At 59.3% G+C, this 21,432-nt stretch carries 24 protein-coding genes and 1 pseudogene; 15 read left to right on the forward strand and 10 right to left on the reverse strand.

Annotation, left to right across the window (positions count from 1 at the left end):
- Positions 1-100: 100 nt before the first annotated feature.
- From RSO67_RS02680 to RSO67_RS02705, 6 genes are all read left to right on the forward strand, one after another.
- Complete coding sequence (locus RSO67_RS02680) at positions 101-724, forward strand: helix-turn-helix transcriptional regulator (RefSeq protein WP_315842249.1); 624 nt, start codon at positions 101-103, stop codon at positions 722-724.
- Positions 725-830: 106 nt separating this feature from the next.
- Positions 831-1,196 carry a hypothetical protein gene (locus tag RSO67_RS02685; RefSeq protein ID WP_315842250.1) on the forward strand — a complete coding sequence of 122 codons (366 nt, stop codon included), beginning with the start codon at positions 831-833 and terminating at the stop codon, positions 1,194-1,196.
- A 136-nt stretch (positions 1,197-1,332) separates the two neighbouring features.
- Complete coding sequence (locus RSO67_RS02690; protein WP_315842251.1) at positions 1,333-1,551, forward strand: hypothetical protein; 219 nt, start codon at positions 1,333-1,335, stop codon at positions 1,549-1,551.
- A 67-nt stretch (positions 1,552-1,618) separates the two neighbouring features.
- Positions 1,619-2,311 (forward strand): DnaB-like helicase N-terminal domain-containing protein, encoded by a 693-nt coding sequence (locus RSO67_RS02695; RefSeq protein WP_315842252.1) that lies wholly within the window; start codon positions 1,619-1,621, stop codon positions 2,309-2,311.
- Positions 2,312-2,386: 75 nt separating this feature from the next.
- On the forward strand, positions 2,387-2,659 hold the full coding sequence (locus tag RSO67_RS02700; protein WP_315842253.1) for a BrnT family toxin: 273 nt from the start codon (positions 2,387-2,389) through the stop codon (positions 2,657-2,659).
- A complete protein-coding gene (locus tag RSO67_RS02705; protein WP_315842254.1) occupies positions 2,649-2,996 on the forward strand; it encodes a BrnA antitoxin family protein in 348 nt (115 codons plus the stop codon). The genes RSO67_RS02700 and RSO67_RS02705 overlap by 11 nt, the downstream gene beginning before the upstream one ends.
- Positions 2,997-3,282: 286 nt before the next feature.
- Here RSO67_RS02705 and RSO67_RS02710 read toward each other — a convergent pair whose 3' ends face one another.
- Positions 3,283-3,822, reverse strand: coding sequence for a metallophosphoesterase family protein (locus RSO67_RS02710; RefSeq protein WP_315842255.1), 540 nt, complete (start codon positions 3,820-3,822; stop codon positions 3,283-3,285).
- A gap of 226 nt (positions 3,823-4,048) precedes the next feature.
- Between RSO67_RS02710 and RSO67_RS02715 the strand changes: the two genes are divergently transcribed.
- Positions 4,049-6,373 carry a sensor histidine kinase gene (locus tag RSO67_RS02715; protein ID WP_315842256.1) on the forward strand — a complete coding sequence of 775 codons (2,325 nt, stop codon included), beginning with the start codon at positions 4,049-4,051 and terminating at the stop codon, positions 6,371-6,373.
- Entirely contained in the window at positions 6,370-7,320 is a 951-nt protein-coding gene (locus RSO67_RS02720; RefSeq protein WP_315842257.1) for a response regulator, read from the forward strand. Before RSO67_RS02715 ends, RSO67_RS02720 begins: the two co-directional genes overlap by 4 nt.
- A gap of 63 nt (positions 7,321-7,383) precedes the next feature.
- On the opposite strand, the pseudogene RSO67_RS02725 reads toward RSO67_RS02720, so the two are convergent.
- Both RSO67_RS02725 and RSO67_RS02730 read right to left on the reverse strand, forming a co-directional pair.
- Positions 7,384-8,493 (reverse strand): annotated as a pseudogene (locus RSO67_RS02725) (DNA cytosine methyltransferase); the annotation flags it as partial.
- 189 nt (positions 8,494-8,682) lie between these two features.
- Positions 8,683-10,014 (reverse strand): molecular chaperone, encoded by a 1,332-nt coding sequence (locus tag RSO67_RS02730; protein ID WP_315842258.1) that lies wholly within the window; start codon positions 10,012-10,014, stop codon positions 8,683-8,685.
- Between the two features lie 290 nt (positions 10,015-10,304).
- Here RSO67_RS02730 and RSO67_RS02735 point away from each other — a divergent pair, with 290 nt between their 5' ends.
- Both RSO67_RS02735 and RSO67_RS02740 read left to right on the forward strand, forming a co-directional pair.
- Positions 10,305-10,844 (forward strand): hypothetical protein, encoded by a 540-nt coding sequence (locus tag RSO67_RS02735; protein WP_315842259.1) that lies wholly within the window; start codon positions 10,305-10,307, stop codon positions 10,842-10,844.
- Positions 10,845-10,979: 135 nt separating this feature from the next.
- Positions 10,980-11,216, forward strand: coding sequence for a hypothetical protein (locus RSO67_RS02740; protein ID WP_068736536.1), 237 nt, complete (start codon positions 10,980-10,982; stop codon positions 11,214-11,216).
- A gap of 21 nt (positions 11,217-11,237) precedes the next feature.
- Here RSO67_RS02740 and RSO67_RS02745 read toward each other — a convergent pair whose 3' ends face one another.
- Positions 11,238-11,831 (reverse strand): DedA family protein, encoded by a 594-nt coding sequence (locus RSO67_RS02745; RefSeq protein WP_315842260.1) that lies wholly within the window; start codon positions 11,829-11,831, stop codon positions 11,238-11,240.
- A gap of 183 nt (positions 11,832-12,014) precedes the next feature.
- On the opposite strand from RSO67_RS02745, the gene RSO67_RS02750 reads away from it, so the two are divergent.
- Entirely contained in the window at positions 12,015-12,305 is a 291-nt protein-coding gene (locus RSO67_RS02750) for a hypothetical protein (RefSeq protein ID WP_175368942.1), read from the forward strand.
- Between the two features lie 3 nt (positions 12,306-12,308).
- Here the strand turns inward: RSO67_RS02750 and RSO67_RS02755 are convergent, their stop codons facing one another.
- The gene (locus RSO67_RS02755) at positions 12,309-12,539 is read right to left on the reverse strand and encodes a hypothetical protein (protein ID WP_410001868.1); all 231 of its coding nucleotides are present in this window, start codon (positions 12,537-12,539) and stop codon (positions 12,309-12,311) included.
- Positions 12,540-12,724: 185 nt separating this feature from the next.
- On the opposite strand from RSO67_RS02755, the gene RSO67_RS02760 reads away from it, so the two are divergent.
- Both RSO67_RS02760 and RSO67_RS02765 read left to right on the forward strand, forming a co-directional pair.
- The gene (locus RSO67_RS02760) at positions 12,725-13,750 is read left to right on the forward strand and encodes a PrsW family glutamic-type intramembrane protease (RefSeq protein ID WP_315842261.1); all 1,026 of its coding nucleotides are present in this window, start codon (positions 12,725-12,727) and stop codon (positions 13,748-13,750) included.
- A gap of 123 nt (positions 13,751-13,873) precedes the next feature.
- A complete protein-coding gene (locus RSO67_RS02765) occupies positions 13,874-14,449 on the forward strand; it encodes an HdeD family acid-resistance protein (RefSeq protein WP_309946144.1) in 576 nt (191 codons plus the stop codon).
- A gap of 23 nt (positions 14,450-14,472) precedes the next feature.
- Here RSO67_RS02765 and RSO67_RS02770 read toward each other — a convergent pair whose 3' ends face one another.
- The 3 genes from RSO67_RS02770 to epmA are packed head-to-tail and all read right to left on the reverse strand — an operon-like array spanning position 14,473 to position 16,941.
- Positions 14,473-14,751 (reverse strand): hypothetical protein, encoded by a 279-nt coding sequence (locus RSO67_RS02770; RefSeq protein WP_081422013.1) that lies wholly within the window; start codon positions 14,749-14,751, stop codon positions 14,473-14,475.
- Between the two features lie 40 nt (positions 14,752-14,791).
- Positions 14,792-15,892, reverse strand: a complete 1,101-nt coding sequence (locus tag RSO67_RS02775; protein ID WP_315842262.1) for a lysine-2,3-aminomutase-like protein — start codon at positions 15,890-15,892, stop codon at positions 14,792-14,794.
- Positions 15,889-16,941, reverse strand: a complete 1,053-nt coding sequence (epmA, locus tag RSO67_RS02780; protein ID WP_315842263.1) for an EF-P lysine aminoacylase EpmA — start codon at positions 16,939-16,941, stop codon at positions 15,889-15,891. Before epmA ends, RSO67_RS02775 begins: the two co-directional genes overlap by 4 nt.
- A gap of 138 nt (positions 16,942-17,079) precedes the next feature.
- On the opposite strand from epmA, the gene efp reads away from it, so the two are divergent.
- Together efp and RSO67_RS02790 are read left to right on the forward strand one after the other, a co-directional pair.
- Entirely contained in the window at positions 17,080-17,646 is a 567-nt protein-coding gene (gene efp, locus RSO67_RS02785) for an elongation factor P (RefSeq protein ID WP_068736546.1), read from the forward strand.
- A gap of 167 nt (positions 17,647-17,813) precedes the next feature.
- Positions 17,814-19,043 (forward strand): lytic murein transglycosylase, encoded by a 1,230-nt coding sequence (locus tag RSO67_RS02790; protein WP_315842264.1) that lies wholly within the window; start codon positions 17,814-17,816, stop codon positions 19,041-19,043.
- Between the two features lie 9 nt (positions 19,044-19,052).
- On the opposite strand, the gene RSO67_RS02795 is transcribed toward RSO67_RS02790, so the two are convergent.
- Positions 19,053-20,441, reverse strand: coding sequence for a class II fumarate hydratase (locus tag RSO67_RS02795; protein ID WP_315842265.1), 1,389 nt, complete (start codon positions 20,439-20,441; stop codon positions 19,053-19,055).
- A 9-nt stretch (positions 20,442-20,450) separates the two neighbouring features.
- Positions 20,451-21,431, reverse strand: coding sequence for a tripartite tricarboxylate transporter substrate-binding protein (locus tag RSO67_RS02800; protein ID WP_315842266.1), 981 nt, complete (start codon positions 21,429-21,431; stop codon positions 20,451-20,453).
- Position 21,432 lies beyond the last annotated feature (1 nt).

The raw sequence follows: 21,432 nt of genomic DNA on the forward strand, positions 1-21,432 counted from the left end.
ACTGATTTGGGAAACTCTGTCAAGCGCACAAATGCTAGGTGTAGTAGAAAAAACGTGTGTTCATACTCTCCGTCGTATTAGTACGACGGGAGTTCAAGCTTTGACGGATGCTACTGACACGGACCGTGAGGCTTTGAGGGTCTGGATTAGGGAAGGATTGGCCCGCAAAGGGATAAAGCCCACTCGTCTGGCGCGAGAAATCGACACAGCGACCACGACGATCACTAAGTTTTTGAACGACCCGTTCTACAAATTCACTCCGTCCACCCCAGTGATCGCCAAACTTGAGCGATATTTCGGGGCAAAGGCTCCCCGAGGTGTTGAGGACGGAGGATTATTGCCGGCCGGTGACATTGAGGGATCTGAGCTGGATGTGTCACAGCTTTCCGGTGGGCTTCAGGCAGCAATCAAAGGGCTCATTGGTTCACGTCGAGGCGTCGAGGTGTGGGAGTTGCGAAGCCGCGCATTGGCCGACGCTGGATACCATCCGGGCGACATCCTTTTAATCGACACCCATGAGGCCGTTAATGCGGGTGAAGCAGTGCTGGCCACGGTCGTAGACGCCCAGGACGGTACCAGGCGTCCCCTCTTTCGACTTTATCAGAAGCCATATCTGGTCGCCGCAAACACTGCTCCGGAGTTTCGAGATCCTCTCCCCGTGGACGATCGGTACGTTATCGTTAGAGGCCTCATTCTAGGGCGGATAAGCTGGCGGCACGGCTAGCTTGTTTGATGTGAACGACTTTTTGTAGCTTTAATCAAACAGACCAATTGTCTTTTAGTGTTTCATGTGAAACATTTACTCCCGGCAACTCAAGCCGGGGTGTTTCATGGCTGACTACACGTCAGATGAGTTATTGGATGAGCAGCTAGATTCAATCGCTCGAGCTCTGCGCGAGCGACCGATGGATAGTCTGCACCTGACGAATGACCTAAACGGAGAACGGCTGCGGGCACTCGCTCGCGACTGCGCCCGCCACCTGACTGACATGTCAAACGGCGCCGCCATGATCATGGAGTTATTGGAGGGCATTCCAGCCGCCACCCTGCCCGAGCAGCTTCTGCGCCGCCGGGCCTTGCGCGTGCACTTTCATCTCGCCTACGCCGACGCGGTGCTCGACAACGAGTGCGTCAACATCAGCGCGGCTAACCTTGCAGCGCGTTACCCTCTTCGCGTGATTGAGGGCGGACGGTGATAAGCCACCTGTCCGAGCGGGCATTCCTTGCTGAGATCGGCAAGAGCCTCGGGTCCGCCAGCGCTCTTTACGTAGGTGGCCACGCCGCCTTGATCGTCTTGGAAGCGAACGGCCTCTCGTGGCTAAAGGGCGCCAGATGACGCGCGCGGTGCATAGCGAATTCACGGAGGAATGGCTGCTCAAAGCCATCGATACCGTGTCGTTCTGCATCGTCGAAGATGGCGCGGTCTACGCGCCAATCTTGGAGCGGCTCGAACACGAACTGGAATTGATCCGCCGCAAAGACGACGTCGTCGCCCGTGCGCGGCGGAACGTTGAGCTGCGTAACCAGCGTCTCTCCCAAGCCCTTCCTTAGAGCGACATCACATCCACCAACGAACCCGGCTTTGCGCAGAGATCCGCAACCACGGAAAGGACGATCGATGACCTCCCCTATCCCCGCCCGCGACCCTCGATATGTCAATCAATCTGCAGAGCGATCTCTATTGGGCGCGATGCTGATCAACAATGACTGCTTTGTCATGACCGCCGGCAAAATCGACGGCGGCGATTTTTCAGAAAACCTGCACGCTTACATTTTCAACTGTATCGCTGAACTAATTAAAGCGAAAAAGTATGCGACACCAGTCACCGTAAGGGCATCTTTGCTGCAGAGACTACACAACAGCAATCCGCATATGCCGGAAACGGAAGACATGGACACTGGCCGCTATCTCGCGAAACTCGCGGCTGAAGCCCACAGCGGCGATCCGGTCAGCCTTGCCGTACGACTTCGTCAGTTAACCGCTTTGCATGGTATAGTTCAGCTGGCAAAAAGCTTTGAAGGATACGAAGCGGACGATATTCTTATGGCCGCTGAAGGACTAGCGCTCGACGGCGATTTCTTCGCTATGGCGATGAGAGGCACGAGCCAACCTGTGCTTCAGCCGCGCAAGGAGCACGATGAGTTGGAGAAATTGCATAGCGCCGGTTGGAAAATAGCAATTCACAACCATTTTGGGCGCGGTGTTTACTGGATGATGACGCACATCGCCAGCAGCCGATTTATATATGCCACAGCCAACGATGACATCACAGCACTCGGCATTCTACTTTTGAAAAGCGGGCTCAAATGAATTGTGCGCTCATGCTGTAAGGACGGCGCTTGTTTTTAGTACACCCAATAATGGTTGACATTCCCTAATTAATGGGTGTACGTTATTCCCATGAGCAAGCCATACGACGAAGCCAAAGACGCCATCAACCTCGCCAACCACGGCATTTCGTTGGCCCGCGCGACCGACATGGTGATCGCCCGCTTTATCGTCGATGACCGCTTTGAATACGGCGAAACGCGCTATCGCGCTTGGGGCCACATCGACGGCCAGCCTCACTTCCTTGCCTTCACGATCCGCGATGGCAAGGTGCGCCCCATCAGCCTGCGCCGCGCCCATGCAAAGGAGATGAAACGAAATGTCCGTTAAAAAGAAAACACCACCAGCCACCCACGACGACAACCCGGAATGGACGAAGGACGACTTCGCCGCCTCGCGCCCGGCCGAAGAGTTGCCGCCGGAGATCCTCGCTCAGTTCAAAAACAAGCCGGGCCGGCCGCGCTTGGAAAAACCTAAGATCCCCCTGAAGATCCGGCTCGACGATGACGTGGTGACGGCGCTGCGAGCGACCGGGCCAGGTTGGCAGACGCGCGTCAATGATATGCTGAAGACGAAGATCAATGACGGCAAGTTTGATTTCTCTTTATCTGACGAGACGTCCAAGCCTCGCCGGACAGCCGGCACCACGAAACGCAAGCGCGCATGAATCGCCGGGCACGGCGCCGGTTGCCGCTTATCGGCGTCGCTCTCCCGCACAGAGCGAACAAAAAGGCCTGAACTAATGAAGCTCATCTTTCGTGAAGGCAAAATAGAAATTTGGTCGGTCGGGCACGAATTTTATGTTTTCGGCATAACCCTCGGCGGCGACCCGATGGTCTGCCCCTCAATCGGGATGGCTTGGGCAATGGCCGCCAAATCCGGGGATAGGGCCAATCAATAATCGAATGCAACTTAAGATGCGACGCCCCCCCCCGGCCGAGCGAGGCCCGGACTTACACGTCCAAGAAAGCATGGTGATCGGGCTCGATCCGGATAGGCAGTCCGCCTAAGTGTTTGACTATAGTCGAGAGATCCACCGGTCGCTGCCAAACATCAACACCAACATCACATGATTGACTGTCACCCGGCAGGCTTCCGTGGCTATGCCCGTAAAGATGCACCGCGCCCTTATGCGACCCTTTCCACACGCGCATTGCATAGTGACATAAAACTAGATCCGTGCCGTCGACGCTCAAGTACGCTAGGTCGCTTACTGACTGCCATAAACCTCCGTCAGACCTGACGCGGTTGCGATGATCGTGATTGCCCCGAATCAGGTGTTTGATTCCTTGAAGGCGGCTGAGGTACGAGCCGTGATCACAAAATGCGAAATCGCCTAAGTGATACACGGTGTCGCTTGTCCCAACCCTATCGTTCCAAGCACGAATCAGGGATTCGTCCATCTCCGAGACTGAGGAATACGGCCTGCGAGCAAGTCCAATTATGCGCTCGTGGCCAAAATGAGTGTCAGATGTAAAAAATACCTTAGACATCTCTACTTCCTACGTTCGCGCCTCGACCCATGTCAAAGCCTTGCTAATCTAGATGTTGGCACTCGACTATTTGGATCACAAATCTGCATGGGCGATATATTTTCGTGGTCAATGCGGGCCGTTGATTGCTTTTCCGGCCAAGCCCGGTGCTAATGTCAGCACGCGCTTCGCGTGAGGTTTTCTTGTTCTGCACCCTGCCCTGAGCACCCCCTTATCGGAAATTACGGTGACCTTAGAAACCTTCCGGATCAGCTCTCATCTAAAGGACATAATCGGGCGGGACCTCGTGACGAACGAATTCGTCGCGATATTTGAGCTCGTCAAGAATTCGTTCGACGCGGGCGCAACTCGGGTCGAAATCGAGTTCGACCCTCACGATCGGACAATTGCCATCATCGATGACGGAAGCGGTATGACTGCCGCGGACATCCGAGATCGATGGCTTTTTGTTGCCTATTCTGAAAAAGCTCTCGCGGCACCCGAAAATTACCGAGATAAGATCAAACCCGCGGGACAGTTCGCTGGCAGCAAAGGAATAGGCAGGTTCGCTTGCGACACGTTAGGCCGCGAGCTCGAACTATATAGCCTCGCGGCAGGCCGAAGCACGATCATCAAGCTTGAGATTGACTGGGCTCGTTTTGAGCATGACAGCACAGAGGAATTTCAACAAATCGATGTGACACTGTCGCCGGCCAAATCATTTCCTCCAATATACAACGCCGCGACGCCTGCGGACCATGGCACAGTCTTGTTGATTAAAGACACGCGACAAGATTGGGACGAAGTCCGAATTAGTCGGCTTCGCCGCGATCTCGCGAAACTGATCGACCCATTTGGTACGACCAAACACGTTACCGTCTCAACCTGGCTGGTTGATGATGAGCGAGACTTCATCGATGGCGTGGACGGGCCCGTAGGCAATCAGATCGGAGATCTTCTCAGAGAGAAGACCAGCCGCATCGAAGTCGTCATCGAAAACGAGATAGTTCACACTACTCTATTCGACCGGGGGCGGAAGATATATGCCCTGCGTGAGCCGTCAGCATACGATGAGCTAAACGAGTGCAGGGTTGAGGGGCAAATTTACTTCTTGAATAGGTCCGCCAAGCAAACATTCACCACGCGGATGGGCGTGCGGCCTATTGAATTTGGTAGCGTGTTTCTTTTCTTAAACGGCTTTCGCATATTTCCAATAGGCGAGGAGTTTGATGACACGTTCGGCTTGAACCGCCGGAAGCAGCAAGGACAGGCGCGGTATCTGGGAACTCGCGACGTGATCGGGCGCGTTGACGTTACAGCCCGTCCCAAGCTTTTTCGCGAAGTTTCAAGCCGAGATGCCGGCCTCGTGGAGGATGCTCGCAGCCGCGCTTTGTATGACGCCATTCGAAAGCAGATGATTTTTCGGCTCGAACGCTATGTCGTCGGCGTCAATTGGCAAGACAGCCGCGATCAAGAACGTGACACGCCCGAGGGCCTAGAAACAGACAAGGCCCGCGAGCGCGTACTAGCCGTCGTAGGCTCCCTCGCGCGCTCGAAAGACACCGAGATCGTCTATTTTGATCAAGATCTGGTCCGCGTTTCCGATGACCCAGACCAGATCACTGATTCAGCACTTAAGGCCATGTCTGAGCTCGCCCAAAATCAGGGAGACGCCAGACTCTTGCGGCAAGTCGAAGATGCTCGACGCCGCATCGAGGAGCTGAAATCTTCGCGGCAAGAGGCGCAAGACACTGCTCGGCGCGCAATGGAAGAGCGCCAGCGCGCAGACGCAATTATATCCAGATTGGAGCAGCAAGCGGCTTTTCTGGGAAGTAGCCGTGACGTCAATGTTGAGCGGGTGCAGTTACTTATGCATCAAGCAACGATTCATTTAGGGCATCTTCGCTCAGCTATCGTTAACGCGGCTCACGAAGTACGCAACGTACTAGAGGCAGCCACGGCGACCCAGGTGACTGGCGCTGATGATGACGTCGAGGACCTGTTAGCCTCGGTGCGACAATCCGCCAGACGCGCATCTGTTTCTATCGCGAGCGCAAATCTCTCTGGCGATAGACTACGGACCGTGCTGTCCTTCGCTCCGAACATTCGCGTCGATCTCGAAACGGATAAAGTTCATGGCGATCTGCTGAGATTTTTGAAAGAATATTTTGAGGTACGACTAGCCAACGTACCCGACATGCCAGCCGCCACTTTTGAAGCCGCCAGCCTGTCATTGGTGAGAGACTTCTCACCCGTGGACGTCGCGGTTCTTATAGACAATCTTCTAGATAATGCTCGCAAAGCAAAAGCTTCGAAGATCGACTTCGTGACTTCTCGTAAAGGCCAAAGTTCCGTTGTTATTAGTGTTGTCGACGACGGTTTGGGTATCGACGAACGCAAAGTTGACCCAGCGAAGATATTCGAGCGCGGCTACACTGGTTCAGCCGGCGGGACCGGTCTTGGCTTGTACAGCGTCCGTCAAATTTTAGAAGGCATGGAAAGCACGATCGAGCTCGTCGGAGACGGCTCGCGGGCTGACTTTGAAATCACGTTATCGGGGGAAGCATCATGAATCTCGACTTCGGAATCCTATGGATTGAAGACTCATGGAGCCCCGAGGAAAGCGAGACCCTCAAGCGACGCATTAGGGAATCCGGGTTCATCGCCAGAATTGAGACGATCGCAAACAGCAAGCGAATTGAAGACTTAGCCCGTGCACATAACCTGTACCACAAATACGACCTTATCCTCCTCGACTATCGCTTGCAGGACGAGAACGGAGACGAGATCGCTCCTCGCGTGCGCGCTTTGTTTCCATCCACAAACATACTTTTTTATTCGGGAACGGTTGACGAGCAGTCCCTCCGAGAACTGATTGCAAAGCAACAGGTCGAGGGCGTTTATTGCAGTCATCGTTCCCGCTTCATTGATCGCACCGGCTCGCTCATAGACCAAACGGCGAGAGCGTTGGATCGGCTTTCTGGCATGAGGGGGCTGGCCATGAGAGTTGTCGCCGAGTGCGACACGCTAATGAAATCAGCAATGCTCTCGATGTGCGAGCGGGACCCAAATTGCGTTGCTAAAGTGAGCGATCTTGATAAAGACGTTTTAGACTTCATAGCCAGCATGCAAAAAAAATATGAGCTCGCGATTTCCGGTGATCTTAGTGCACGGATCGATACGCGAGCCGTGGACTCCTTAAAGTTGTTCAAGCATTTTCGACGTTTGACGCAGATTGCCGCGACGGCACCTGCCACGTTTGGTATAAACGAAGCTGGGGTCGAGCGTTTGCGAGAGCTTCGGAGACAGAGCGCTCAATACAATGAGAACGTTTTAAACAAACGCAACGTCTTGGGTCACGTCGTTGAAGTGCAAAGCGACGATGGTTGGGTACTAAAGGGTAGCGATGAGATCCGCGTTTCGGACTTTCCTGACATTCGCCGGAGCTTTGCGGCTCACATCGACGCTTTCCGGGAGATGGGCGACTTGGTGATCCCGCTGGACGCGCAGCAAACCTAACAGCATCTCGCCGATGGCCTCAGCGAGTAGCGGAGGCACAGCGTTGCCGACCTGAGTATATTTTGGACAAGCGTTTTTTCTGCGGTCACCGCCAGATGTATAAGGTCCGTGAAAAACAAACCAATCTGGAAATGATTGCAGTCGAGCGTGCTCACGAACTGTCATTGACCGAGGCCGCGAGTAATGGACAAAATCATCCGGTAGCGTGCTAATAGTTGGAGATGGCGCGAGCGGATCGAGCGCTGTGGTTGACCGCTTTTTGATACCTAGGCGCTCCCGATCGGCAGGCCGAAGACATACTCCTCGCTCACAACTCGATAGAATATCACTCATACGTTCTATCGTGGATGCGCTATGTCTAGGCAGTCTCATATCGGTTGGTTGCGCCGGGGATCCTGAGCGCATGAGCCTTTGATAGGCACTTTTGGGTTCTTTGGCGCGACGCAATACTTTAAAGCCCATGCGCCCCCATTCTTCGTCGAGTCCTGCTTCCGATTCCAAATCCGAGAGGGCCGCACGTGCGCCTGTGTGCTTAGGGCCGAGCCCCCGCTTCTGCAGAAAAGACTTTCTTGCAACTCGCAGCCGCTCAAGTGGGTCGATGCCCGGAAGCGTCCCCTGTAGCGCCGCGATCAATACAAACCTTGGCCTGCGCTGGGGAACCCCCCAATCGGACGCGCGCACCACATCCGACCAAGTGTCGTAGCCCATGCGATGTAGCTCTCGTGAGACGTAGTCGCTATAAGTGCCCCCTGCCCGGTGCTTCATGGATTGGAAGCCCACGACGTTTTCCAGCAAGATTAGTCGGGGTCGGACGAGATCCACATACTGCAGGTAGACTTCCACCATGCGACTTCGAGGGTCATCCGGACGCCGTAACCCGTTCATGCTAAAACCTTGGCATGGCGGCCCGCCCGCGATCAAATCGACAGTCCCTCGGAGGGATCGAAGGCCTTCCTGATGTTTTGTGAGGAGTTCCTGCGCAGGCCAAGGCTTTTTCTCCAGCCAAGTCGGCCAGCTGTGCTTATCTGGACGGCGCTGCAGAAGGTTGGCGCTGTAAGTCGAAAATGCATCTTCATGAGCCTCCACTCCAAAGAGCGTGGCAAAACCTGCCGATCCCAAGCCTAGGGAAAGCCCGCCGCAGCCAGAAAAAAGGTCGATGCATGTCGGTTCCATGCATCTCACATCGCACGCGCGAGCAATTTTGTCCAGGGCGGGGGGGCGCCCTTTTGTCTCCAAGGTTAAATTCAAAGGAGCACGTGGATTTGTGCGCTCTTTAGCAAAGCGTGCAAACGTGACGCCCTAGCCGCCAGATGACGCCAGAACGTAGTAATCCAGAATTAGGGCGTGAACCCAAAACTGACGTCAACCGACCGCCTTCAAAAGGGCGCTCGCTTCGGCAGGCGCAAGCGCTGTCATCAGCAGATACTTGAGCTTGAGATGTAGGCCGTGTCCGTCGCCATATTGCGGCTTTCCACTGGAATGTCCCATAAGTTCGTCCGTTAATTCGTCCGGGCACTCCAGCGCTCGCAGCCGATCCTTGAAGCTGTGGCGGAATGAATAGACCGAATGACGCGGCGACGGCTTCATGCCATGCTTCTTCAAGTGTTTATTGACTGCCGCCGAAAAACTGTCCTCGTTGTCAAAGTAGCGCGCGAAGCCTTTCGGAAAGCGCCGCATCGCCTCAAGAGCAATTCCGACCAGCGGAATGTCGCGCTCCGAGGATTCCGTCTTCAGTACGCGGCCATCGGGCACCACCCGAATATAGGGGATATTAGCATCGAGCACGATATTCGCCGGCAGAAGGTTCAACACCTCGCAGGGTCGCGCGCCGGTGTTGATCAGGATGTGCACTGCGGCCGTCGCCTGGTCGTTCAGCGTGTCGAAGCCACCCGGCCGCAAGATCGTGTCGACAATGAACGCCGTCTCGAACGGCTTGCGCTGCCCGCGCTCACCGCCGCTGAGACGCAGGCCGGCGAACAGGCTTTCCTTGTCCAGATGATGCCGCTGGCTGACGGTTCGAACCATGCGCTGAATATGAGTGATGTTCTTATTTGCGGTGCCGATGGCAACTTCACGCTTCACGGCCCGGGCCTGCCAGTGATCGCGGTACTTGAGGGCATCGTCGCGGGTCATGTGTTGCAAGGCCTTATCGGTCACCACTTCGATCAGGATCTCGATAGCGCGCTCTTTGCCGGCCTTCCATTTCTTGAGCTGCTTCGGTGAATAATTCATCCGCTCGGTTGCCGTGGCCGCCTCGAATTCGGCAAACAGAGTCGAAAGCTTGATAAGTGGCTCAGCGACACCACCGAGCACGGCCGCGCGCGTCACGGGATCATGCAGCCGGTCTCCCTCGGCTAAGGTTTCGATGCGTCGCCTGAGCTCGGTTGGGGCTTCCAGCGCTACGGCCGCAGCTGGGCGATATGCAAGCTCGAGGATGCGCGCCCGCCGAACCGCTTCGGCATGGTCCGTGGCCGCCCTGCCAGCTTCCCCGGCAGCACATTTCTGCCAGTAGGCTTCGAGGTCCAAATTCATCCGATCGGCGATTAGGGTGGCGCGCTGCCCGTGCCTGTCGCGAGCGATGCGGACCTTCGTAGACAGCTTCACGATGCCGCGCCTGTCATACCTCGCGAACTCCTCAGGTACGCGGCGCACGAAGTGCCACGTTCCATTTCGCTTAGTCAGATGTTCGCCCATCCCTGCCCCATGTTGGACGTTTTGTTGGACGTTTTTGTCGCCGACTGCCCAAAAAATGTCAAATAATTCGCACTTTTACTTGTCACTTCAACATGTTATGCACAGGCCCGCTGGCACTGCTAGGGAGCGCCATTCGCGCACTGCCCTGGGTTAGGCCACGTTATTGCCACCCGAGCCTTATTTTCGTTGAACTTGGCCGCGAACCTCCCGAAATTCACGCGTTCTGGATGGTTTTGTCGCGGATTGGAACGATCACACGCCATAGGACTTCGAGTTTCATGGTCGAAATCATGCCGAGCGCTTCCCAGCACAGTTACGCGTCCGAGCCCAGTCACACCTGGCGCATTAGCCAGCAGCCGATCATGGTTGCGGCTGCGGCCCTGTTTCTGGTCGTGATCGGCATCGGCGGCATCTTCACGTGGCGCAGCTATAGCGGCGCAACGCCGGAGCCGGAGCGGCTCACCGCATCGCGCCTGCAACAGGCCCGTGTGGCGCAGGCGTCCGAACAGCTGATCGAAAAGACCAAAGGCATCGAGGCCACGCAGCAGCAGTCGATCGATCAGCTTCAGGTCGTGCAGGATCAGTTGCAGATCATGCAGCGTCTGATGACAGCGCAGCAGAACGAAGCGCGCAAGCTCAACGAGCAGGTCGGCGCCCTCACCTCCACGCTCGACACTCTCCGGCAGTCTTTTGCCAGCACCTCGGCGACTGACGACAAGCCTGCCGCGCGAGAGCAGCCGCGCCGCTCACGCTCCCGCGCTGCCGCAAGCAAGGGCCGTCAGAAGATGAAGATCGTTGTGCAGCGCAAGCGCCCCGGGGCGCGCGGCTAAGCCATCCCGCGCGATTGCTCCCGAGCACACGTGAACTGCTTGTACTCTCCACAGCACCGCGCCTAGTCTGTCTGGCCGAACGCAATCTGCACTGCTCAAGGTGCGAGATCATGCGATACCGGCAGGGAGCGAGACATGAAGCATGACGGCGGCGATCACCTTCACGCGCACGACAGCGCGATGACCGAGAAATACGGCAGCACCACACTGGCAACACTCCGCAAGATCTACGGCAAGTTCTTCGCAGCCGGGCACCCCGACACGCTCACCCTCAGTGAAGTGCTGCCGAAGCTCAACGACACGTCGCTCAGTCAGCTCCGCCGCGATCACGACACCGGACATCTCAAGAAGAAGATCTCGAAGGCGGCGTGATGCGACGCGTTGGCGCTGTGGCTAGAACGCCTTGCGCAGCAACATCACGGTCAGAACGATCACGACGACCGGCGCTCCCAATGTCACCGGCAGCAGCCACGGACTGTCGGCGTCGATGAGTGTGGCGGGAATGACGCCGATCAAGGCATGATCGACGATCCAGACCATTGCGGACACGATACTGGCGGTTTCGAACTTCAGACGCGGCATGCCGGCGATGCCCGCGACGCTGGTGACCAGTGCGCGCGCCGGCCCGATATGGTAGCCGACCATGATCGCCGCGATGCCGTAGCGCTCGAATAGCCCGCGTACCCGCGCCACCAGTTGCTGACGCGATTGGAGCATCCGCATCTCCAGCAGCCTCGGCCCGCACCGTTTGCCGAGCTCATAGGACACGCTCATGCCGAGCACCGCGCCGCCGATGGCCCAAAGGACGAAAGTCCAGGACACCACGCCGGCGCCGATCAGCACCCCTGTCGCCGTCACGATGGCGGCGGCCGGCACCACGAAACTGGAGCCGACCAGACATCCGAAGAAGGCGATGACGAAGCCAAGCGGTCCAGCCCAATCGGCTTGCGCGGCGATTAGCGCCGAGATTTTCTGAATAATGTCCATCAGGGAGGAGATTCCGAACCGGCGCGCTGTGTTTCGTCCATCACCAGCAATGAAACAAAACCGCGGTCGAAGAAACCGTTTCCTCGCCTCCGCGCAAACCGCCTGAAGCGAACGCCCTCTATCCCATCGCTCCAACGACGCGCCGATCGGCGCACGGATGGACACAAGATCGAGGGACACACGATGACATTCACCACCGCGAAGCTCGCCGCCGCCACCGTTCTTGCATTCGGCATGCTGACCACCGTCTGCCACGCCTACAGCGCCGAACAGGAACAGCTTTGCACGGGCGATGCGATGCGACTGTGCAGTTCGGAAATCCCGGATGTCGATCGCGTCACGGCTTGCATGATCCGCAACAAGTCTCAGCTAAGCGATGGCTGCAAGTCGGTCTTTGCGCCTGCGTCGGCCTATCAGCCGGCATCGCTACGGACCACGAAGCCGGTCAATCTGGTGCCGGCCCGGATTCGTTGACGCCTAGCGCCGGCGCGCCACAGCGACGCCGAGCAGAAAAGCAACCAGCAGCGACCCCAGCGGCGCTTCGCGTGCGACATTGGCCAGGATGCTCAACGGCATCCCTGGCTTCTTGCCGGACTCGATGGCACCGCCGATACGGTGCGCGGTCTCGGTCACCGCCTCTTTCACATCCGTGATCGTTTCTGTGATTGTCGACCGGGCCTCAGGCACGGGCTCGACGCCTTCGTAGATGTAGGGGGGGTCTTTGCGTCGTCGGCCATGGTCATTTCCCGTGCAGTATGAGCTGTGTCAGCCCAATCGACCGAACACTGATTGGTTCCGGCCCTGGCCCGGGCCCGCTAGCTTCTCTTTTGTCGCAGGCGGCTCCCGCAAGAGTCACTCTTTCCGGTCTGCCCGGCCGTCTATAATTAAGTTCCATGAACCTGCTCGAATCGCTCCCCACCGTGATCGGTATCGCCGCCGTGGCACCAGCTCTGCTGTTGCTGTGGCTGGTGATTGCTGCCGATGAACGGCCGGGACCGCCCGGGTTGGTCTGGGCGTCATTCCTGCTGGGGGCCGCCAGCATCTCCCTGCTCGGCTATGCCCGCGCGCTGTTCGCGGCAATTCCGGGTCTTACGGACAACCCGACCCTGGCCATGGTGCTCCACGCCGTGTTTGGCGTCGCCGCGCCGGAGGAGATCGTGAAGATCTTCGTCATCATCGCGGTGTCCACCCAGCGCGCCCGGACGGCCGATCCAATGGACACGGTGGTTTACGGCGCCGCCGCCGGCCTCGGCTTCGCCGCCTACGAGAATCTCGTCTATCTCCTGCAATATCCCGAGATGTGGCGGACGCTCGCGGTGCTGCGCAGCGTACTGACCGTGCCGTTTCACGGCGCGCTCGGCGTCATCGCCGGCGCCTATATCGCCATCACCCGCTCCGGCCGCGCGCTCGGCGCCCATCGCCGCGACGGCTGGGCTTTCATTCGCACACCCATGCTCATTGTTCTCGCGCCGGTGACGCTGCATGCCTGTTTCGATCTTCCTTTGCTGACGCTGCAGCGACATCCGGAGATCGTCGGCGTGATGCGCCGCGTGCTCGAGGCCGCCGGCGTGGTGATTGGCTTCGGCACCATTGCGCTGGCGGCGCGGCTGGTCAGGCGGATCGGCGCGCATCATGCGCCACATACCGAGGTGTCACGCGAGCGGCTCAGCCAGTTGCGCGGCATGTGGGCGCTGCTGGTCGCCGGCGGCGGCGCGGGCTTTGCCGGCACAGCCTTTTTGCTGACCTCGATTCATCACTGGTTTACGAACCCGGCGCGCAACGTCACCATGGTGCTGATCCCACTCGGTCTGGCATCGATCGCCATCGGGGCAGTGCTGCTGGTGCTGACGACGACGGCCTATATTCTCGGTCGCAACCGCATGCGCACGGCCGCACCGGCCATGACCATGCAGTCGTAACGTTCAAGACCTCGCGCGACATTCGAGTTATACCCGATCAACAAACTTGCACGCTTCCGCGTGTGAGCGGATAAATGCGAGGCACGGCCAGCATGCTGCCGGCCAGATCGGGACATCGCCGCCATGACCATGCCGCCCAACCTCGCCGAGTTGCAATCGAAGATGAGCGCCGCCGTGCGCGCACATTGGAAGGCATTTCTGATCGAGGGCATCGTGCTGGTGATCCTCGGCTTCGCCGCGATGATCGTGCCGCAGGTGGCCAGTATCGCCGTTACCGTCATGCTTGGCTGGATGTTCTTCATCTCGGGCGTTGCAGCGCTGCTGATGACTTTCTGGGCCCGTCAGACACCAGGCTTCATCTGGTCGCTGATTTCAGCAATCCTCGGCATCGGCGCCGGCATCATTCTGCTTACGCGCCCGGCCGAAAGCACGCTGACACTGACATTCGTGGTTGGCGTCTATTTCCTCGCCGAGGGCGTAGCGACCATCATGTACGCGCTCCAGCATCGCAAGGAATTGTCGGAGCGCTGGAGCTGGATGGCCTTCTCCGGCCTGATGGATATCGTGATCGCCTTCATCATCATCTCGGGCCTGCCCGGCACGGCAGCCTGGGCCATCGGCTTGATGGTCGGCATCAATCTGGTGATCGGCGGCGCTTCGCTGATCGGCTTGGCGATGGCCGCCCGCAAGAAGGCCTGACCCCGCCAACTGTCTGCAGGGGCTCAGCAGCCCTTGCAGATATTCTTGATCATGCGATCAAGTTCGCGATCCTGCGCGTCAATGCGGGACGGATCGTTCTTGCCGGTCTCGGGCGGCAGATCACCCGGGCGTGGCTGGCGATGGCCGACGGGAGCCTCTGGCAGAGCGCCGCCGCTGTTGGTCTGTGTGGTCGGCTGCGAGCGCAGGCCCTTGGGTGGCAGGTTGCGGGACGAATCCTGCGCCAGAGCCAGCGAATGGCCGAGAACGAACAGGCCTGCCGTCATCACGAACAATGTTTTCATTTTTTGTCTCCGACACCAGGTGGCGCGTGTAAGCCGATCGCTACGGCTTCGGTGGATAGATATGAACGTCGCCGCAGTAATCCACAACACGATAGACCGATTCCGCAGAAGCTTCACCGTCAGGCTTGAGGCTGATTGAAGAATTCTCAGACAAATATTCGGGACCGATCGGCGCCTTGCCATAACCGCCGGGAATATCGAGCACATAATCCGGCTGGCACAATCCGGAAACATTGCCTCGAATGGCGCGCATCAAGGCCTGTCCCTCCGCGATGCTGGTGCGCAAATGTGCGGTGCCGGGCGCGAGGTCGCCATGATGCAGATAATAGGGCCTGATGCGGCATTCGACGAAGCCGCGCATCAGTGCCGTCAGCGTCGCCGCATCGTCATTGACGCCGCGCAGCAATACCGACTGGCTCACCATGGGAATGCCGGCATCCACCATCAGCGCGCAGGCCGCACGTGCAGCATCCGTCAGCTCGCGCGGATGATTGGCATGCAGCGCCACCCATGTGCTGGCACCCGTGACCTTCAATGCCTCCACCATCTCCGCGCTCACGCGGCCGGGATCGGCCACGGGGACCCGCGTATGCAATCGAATGATCTTTACATGCGGGATATCAGCGAGATCCGCCATGATCTCGCTCAATCGTCGCGGCGACAGCATGAGGGGATCGCCGCCGGTGAGGATTACCTCCCAGATCTCGTCATGGCTGCGAATGTAATCCAGCGCGGCTGAATAGGCGTCGGGTGACAGCGCGGTCTCCTTGCCCGGCCCCACCATCTCGCGGCGGAAACAGAACCGGCAATACACCGCGCAGACATGTACCAGCTTGAACAGCACACGGTCGGGATAGCGATGCACGATGCCGTCGATTGGCGCGTGGGCGTGATCACCGATCGGATCAGCGTTCTCTTCAGGCTGCGCGTTCAGTTCATCCACACTCGGAATGTACTGACGCGCGATCGGATCGTTGGGATCGCTGCTGTCGATCAGTGCGGCTACGGCCGGCGTCACCGAAACGGCATAACGCGCGGCGACTTTCTCCAGATCAGCCAACGTCGACGCCGGCGCGAGACCGTTTGCAATGAGCTCGCCGGGTTGTCGCAGGGTTGTTGCAACTTTCACGTGACGGTTCATGACGCACCTGCGGGCGGCGTCCACACCACCAGATCGATCCGCGTCGCGCGGGACGCCAGCATCACCAGCCGGTCGAAGCCGAGTGCTACGCCAGATGCTGCCGGCATTGCCGCCACGGCTTCAAGAAACTCCTCATCGAGCGGATAGCGCTCGCCATAGCGACGCTCCTTTTCATCCATCGCTTCCGTGAAGCGGCGGCGCTGTTCGTCAGCATCGGTCAGCTCGCCGAAGCCATTGGCGAGTTCGACGCCGCAGGCATAGACCTCAAAGCGTTCGGCGATGCGTGGATCACCCGCTTTTGTGCGCGCCAATGCCGCCTCCGGTGACGGATATTCGAACAATACCGTCATTCGCCCCTGCCCGAGATGCGGCTCGACATGCTCGACCAAAATCTTGCTGAAAATATCCGACCAGGTATCGTCGTCGCTGATCCGCACCTTGCCAGTTGCCGCAGCCGCCAGCTTAGCGCGATCACCCTCGGCACCATCAATGCTTGCGAGCAGATCGATATCCGCAAAACGCGTGAACGCCGCTGCCACGGTCAGCATCTCCGGCTCCGCAAATGGATCGGCAACCTGACCGCGAAACGTGAACTGCTTGGTGCCTGTCGCCTGCGCGGCGCATGCAATGATCGCCACGCAATCGGCGATCACGGCCTCATAGCTCTCTTCGGCACGATACCATTCCAGCATCGTGAATTCAGGCAGGTGCTTGTCGCCGCGCTCCCGGTCGCGAAACACCCGGGCGAATTCGAAGATCCTGGCCTCGCCGGCCGCCAGCAGTTTCTTGCAGGCGAATTCCGGCGATGTCCGCAGATACCGCAAGAGCCGCTCGCCGTCGCGGTCGATCAATGTCGTCTTTGGCGCATGCAGATGGGTCTCATTGCCCGGTGAGACCTGCAGGACGCCAGTCTCGACCTCCAGGAAGCCCTGAGCCTCGAACCACGCACGGATACTCTTCGTGATCGCACCCCGCGCCAGCAGGAAGCCCCGGCGGTCCTGGTGCCGCGCCGGGCTCCACCAGGGCGACGGACGGTTAGTTCCAGTCATCAGCAAACGGCCCTTTTGGGTTGCAAAACGCTGGCATCGCCGCGTGAAATCAGTATGTTGCCCCCCGAAACCGCTTCGCTGGCCACGGGACACACACGTCCGGATCGGTCCCGGGCCTGAAATCTAGGAAATATATCTGTGAAAGTCATCGCCAGTTCTATTCGCAAGGGCAACGTCATCGAGCAGGAAGGCAAGCTCTACGTGGTTCTGTCCGCGGAGAACATCCACCCCGGCAAGGGAACTCCTGTCAGTCAGATCGAAATGCGCCGAATCAGCGACGGTGTGAAGATCTCGGAGCGCTACAAGACCACTGACCAGGTGGAAAAGGCGACGATTGAAGACCAGAATTTCAATTACCTTTACAAGGATGCCGACGGCTTCCACTTCATGAACAACGACAATTACGACCAGGTTCAGGTGCAGAAAGACGTCATCGGTGATGCCGAGCCTTATCTGCAGGAGAACATGACCGTGAAGCTGTCGCTGCATGGTCTGGTTCCGGTGGCGATCCAGATGCCGCAGCGCGCGACCCTCGAAGTCGTCGATACCGAGCCGGTGACCAAGGGCCAGACCGCATCGTCGTCCTACAAGCCCGCGATGCTGTCCAACGGCGTCCGCACCAACGTGCCGCCGCATGTCGGCACCGGCACCCGCATCGTGGTGCTGATCGAGGACGGCTCCTACATCGAACGCGCCAAGGACTAAAAGCTCCCGACCGTCGCAGGATTGCCGCAGCTTTTTCGCTAGACCGCCGGAAGCCCAAAAGGGCTGTCGGCGGTCTTTTTCATGCGTGACTTCAGTACGTTGGCTGCCTCCCCGCGCCGCGACGCATTGCCCCTGCCGCCGCGCAAGTCATGCGGCTACAATGGGGTATGACCACGCGCGATTCCCTGATCGACCGACGCCGCCTGCTCCGTTCCGGCCTGGGTGCCGGCGCGCTGTTGGCGCTGCCCAAGACCGCCTTTGCGGCGCCCGCGGGCTTCGACGCGTGGCGCGACGGCTTTCGTGCAAAGGCAATTGCCAAAGGCGTCTCCGACGCGACCTATTCGCGCGTGATGGGCCGCACCGAGCCGGACATGTCCGTGTTCACCAAGATGCAGAAGCAGCCGGAATTTCACGAGCAGCTCTGGCAATACATCAATCGCCGCGCCTCCGACTGGCGCATCGCCGCCGGCAAGGAGGCGCTGCGCAAGAACGAAGCCGTGTTCGACCGCATCGAGCGCGACTTCGGCGTCGAGCGCGGCACGCTGCTGGCGCTTTGGGGCGTCGAGTCCGCCTATGGCGATCCCATCGTGCAACAGAACCATATGCGGCCGGTATTTCCGTCGCTCGCCGCACTGGCGTGGAACGAACCGCGCCGCCGCGCGTATTGGGAAACCGAACTCATCAACGCGCTGAAGATCGTCGACAAGGGCTGGGGCACGCCGGACGAGATGCGCGGCTCATGGGCCGGCGCGATGGGGCATACGCAATGGATGCCTGAGGTGTGGCTCAATGTCGGAATCGACTATGACCGCGACGGCCGCGTCTCGCCGTTCGGCAAGCCCGATGATGCACTCGGCTCCAGCGCACGCTTCCTCGTCAATCGCGGCAAATATCCACGCGGCGAACATTGGGGCTACGAGGTCCGCGCCAACGGCGCCGCCTCATCGGATAGCAATCGCAGCTTTGCAGCATGGTCTTCGGCAGGCGTCACGCGTGCCGACGGCCAGCCTTTCCCGCAGCCGAATGCCAATGCCAAGCTCTGGGTGCCTGTGCAGGGCGGCCCGGCCTTCCTGCTCGGTCAGGGCTTCTATGCGGTGCGCAGCTACAATCCGTCGATGAACTATGCGCTGGCGATCTGCCATCTCGGCGATCGCATTCTCGGCGCGCCGCCTTTCCTCCAGCCGTTCCCCGGCTCGGAACGCGCGCTGACGCTCGCCGAAGTGCAGGAAGTGCAGACCCGCCTCACTCGTGCCGGCTTCGACACCGGCGGAACCGATGGCCGCGTCGGCAACGACACGATGAAGGCGGTGAAGGACTATCAGACGAAGATGGGTCTGCTGCCGGCGGATGGCTATGGCGGGCTGAAGGTCCTCGCGCGGTTGCGGCAAGGCGGCTGAGCCGCTCCGTCAAATCCCCGCCATGCGCTGCGGATCGACATAACGATCATAGTCTTCACCCGAGAGCAGTCCCAGCGCGATCGCGGCTTCGCGCGGGGGAATGGCTTCGTCCAGCGCCTTCGCTGTGATGAGCGCGACCTTGTCGTAGCCGATCACGGGATTGAGGGCTGTCGCGAGCAGCGGCGCGTTGGCGACATTCGCAGCGAGCTGTCGCCGATCGACGTCGAGATCGCGGATCAATCGGGACGTGAAGACATCGATGCCGTCGGCGAGGATGCGGATCGACTGCAAGACGTTGTAGATGATGACCGGCTTGGCAACGTTGAGCTCGAAATTGCCGGATGCGCTGGCTGCGGTGACGACAGCGTTGTTGCCCATCACCTGAAAACACACCTGCGCAAGCATTTCAGCGATGGTGGGATTGCGCTTGCCAGGCATGATCGACGACGTCAGCCCGTCATGCGGGATGACGAGCTCACCGAGTCCGCAGCGCGGACCGGAGCCAAGCAAGCGCACGTCGTTGACGATCTTCAGCAGCGTGACGGCCAGGCCGTTCAGCGCGCCGGACACTTCGACCAGCGCGTCATGCGCGCCCATGCCTTCGAACTTGCTCGGGTTCGGGACGAACGTAACGCCGGTCAGTGCGTTCAGGTGCTCGCAAAAGGCGCTGTCGAATCCCTTTGGCGCATTGAGCCCCGAGCCGACGGCCGTGCCGCCCTGGGGCAGCATCAGCAGACGCGGAAACACGGCTTCAATGCGGTCGATCGCATGGCCGATCTGACGGGCAAAGGCATCGAATGCCTGCCCCATCGTCATCGGCACTGCATCCATCAGATGCGTGCGTCCGATCTTCACGACATCGGAGAACGCGTCCGCCTTGGTGCGGAGCTCGTCGCGCAGCACCTGCAAGGCCGGGAGCAAACGCCTGCGCAACTCCAGCGCCGTTGCCGCATGCATCACGGTCGGAAAGCTGTCATTCGATGACTGCGAGCAATTGACGTGATCGTTGGGATGCACCGGCGATTTGGTCCCGAGCGGCTGGCCCACCAATTCATTCGCCCGGTTCGCGATCACCTCATTGGCGTTCATGTTGGTCTGGGTGCCGGAGCCGGTCTGCCAGATCGGCAACGGGAAATGATCGTCGAAACGGCCCTGCTGAAGTTCGAGTGCCGCTGTCTCGATCGGCGCTGCGATCTCCGGCGTGATCGTGCCGAGCTGCAGATTGGCGCGAACGGCCGCGATCTTCTGCAGAGCGAATGCACGGATCAGCGCGACCGGGAAACGCTCATCGCTGATCTGGAAGACCTCAAGCGCGCGTTGGGTCTGCGCGCCCCAATAGCGATCCTTCGGCACCGCGATGGTGCCGAAGGAGTCATGTTCTCTGCGAACGTCACTCACGAGTTTGGCTCACTGCGCGCCGACAACGCCCGCCGCCTTGATGATCGGCGTCCATTTGTCGATCTCGGATTTCAGATGCGCGGCCAGCGCATCGGGCGTCGCCCGTTCCGGCGCCACTGGCTGCACGCCGAGCCCGGCAAGCCGGCTCTTCACAGTCTCGTCCTTCAGCGCCACGTTCAACGCGGCAACGAGTTTGTCGATGATCGGCTTCGGCGTGCCCTTCGGCGCGAACAGGCCGTACCAGACGGTGTAGGTAAAGCCCGGCAAGCCGGCTTCGGCTGTCGTGGGCAGTTTTGGCAGCGCCGGCGCCTTCTCGGTGCTGGTGACGGCGTAGCCCTTGATCGTGCCGCCATCGACATTGCCGACCACGTTGACGATCTGGTCGCACATGACATCGACCTGCCCGCTCATCATGTCGTTCATCGCCGGACCAGCGCCGCGATAGGCGATCTGGGTCGGCTGCGTGCCGGTCGCCGCGTTGAGCAGCAGGCCGCACAAATGCGAGGCCGATCCGATGCCGGCATGGGCGTAGTTCACTTTCTCCTTGTTCGTCTTCATCCAGACGATCAGCTCGGCGAGATTGGCGGCCGGGAGATCCTTGCGTGCCACGAACACCGACGGCAGATCGACAGCGAGGCCGATCGGCTCATAGTCCTTGATCGGATCGTATTTGAGCTTGGGATACAGCGCGGGATTGGTCGCGTGGCTGATATGGATCAGCAGCAGATTGTAGCCGTCCGGCGGCGAAGCGGCGACCTTGGCGCTGCCGATGGAGCCGCCGGCACCCGTCGTGTTCTCGACGATGACCTGCTGCTTCAGCGGGCCGCTCATGCCCTGCGCCAGCAGCCGCGCGATGGTGTCACCGGGGCCGCCTGCTGAATACGGCATGTTCATGGTGATGGTGCGGGTCGGATAATCCTGCGCCAGACTTGGGCCAGACAGCAGTGCACCGGCGAGCACGAATGCGGTCGTCAAAATGTTCTTCGTCATC

The organism is Tardiphaga sp. 709 (assembly GCF_032401055.1).
Taxonomy (GTDB): domain Bacteria; phylum Pseudomonadota; class Alphaproteobacteria; order Rhizobiales; family Xanthobacteraceae; genus Tardiphaga.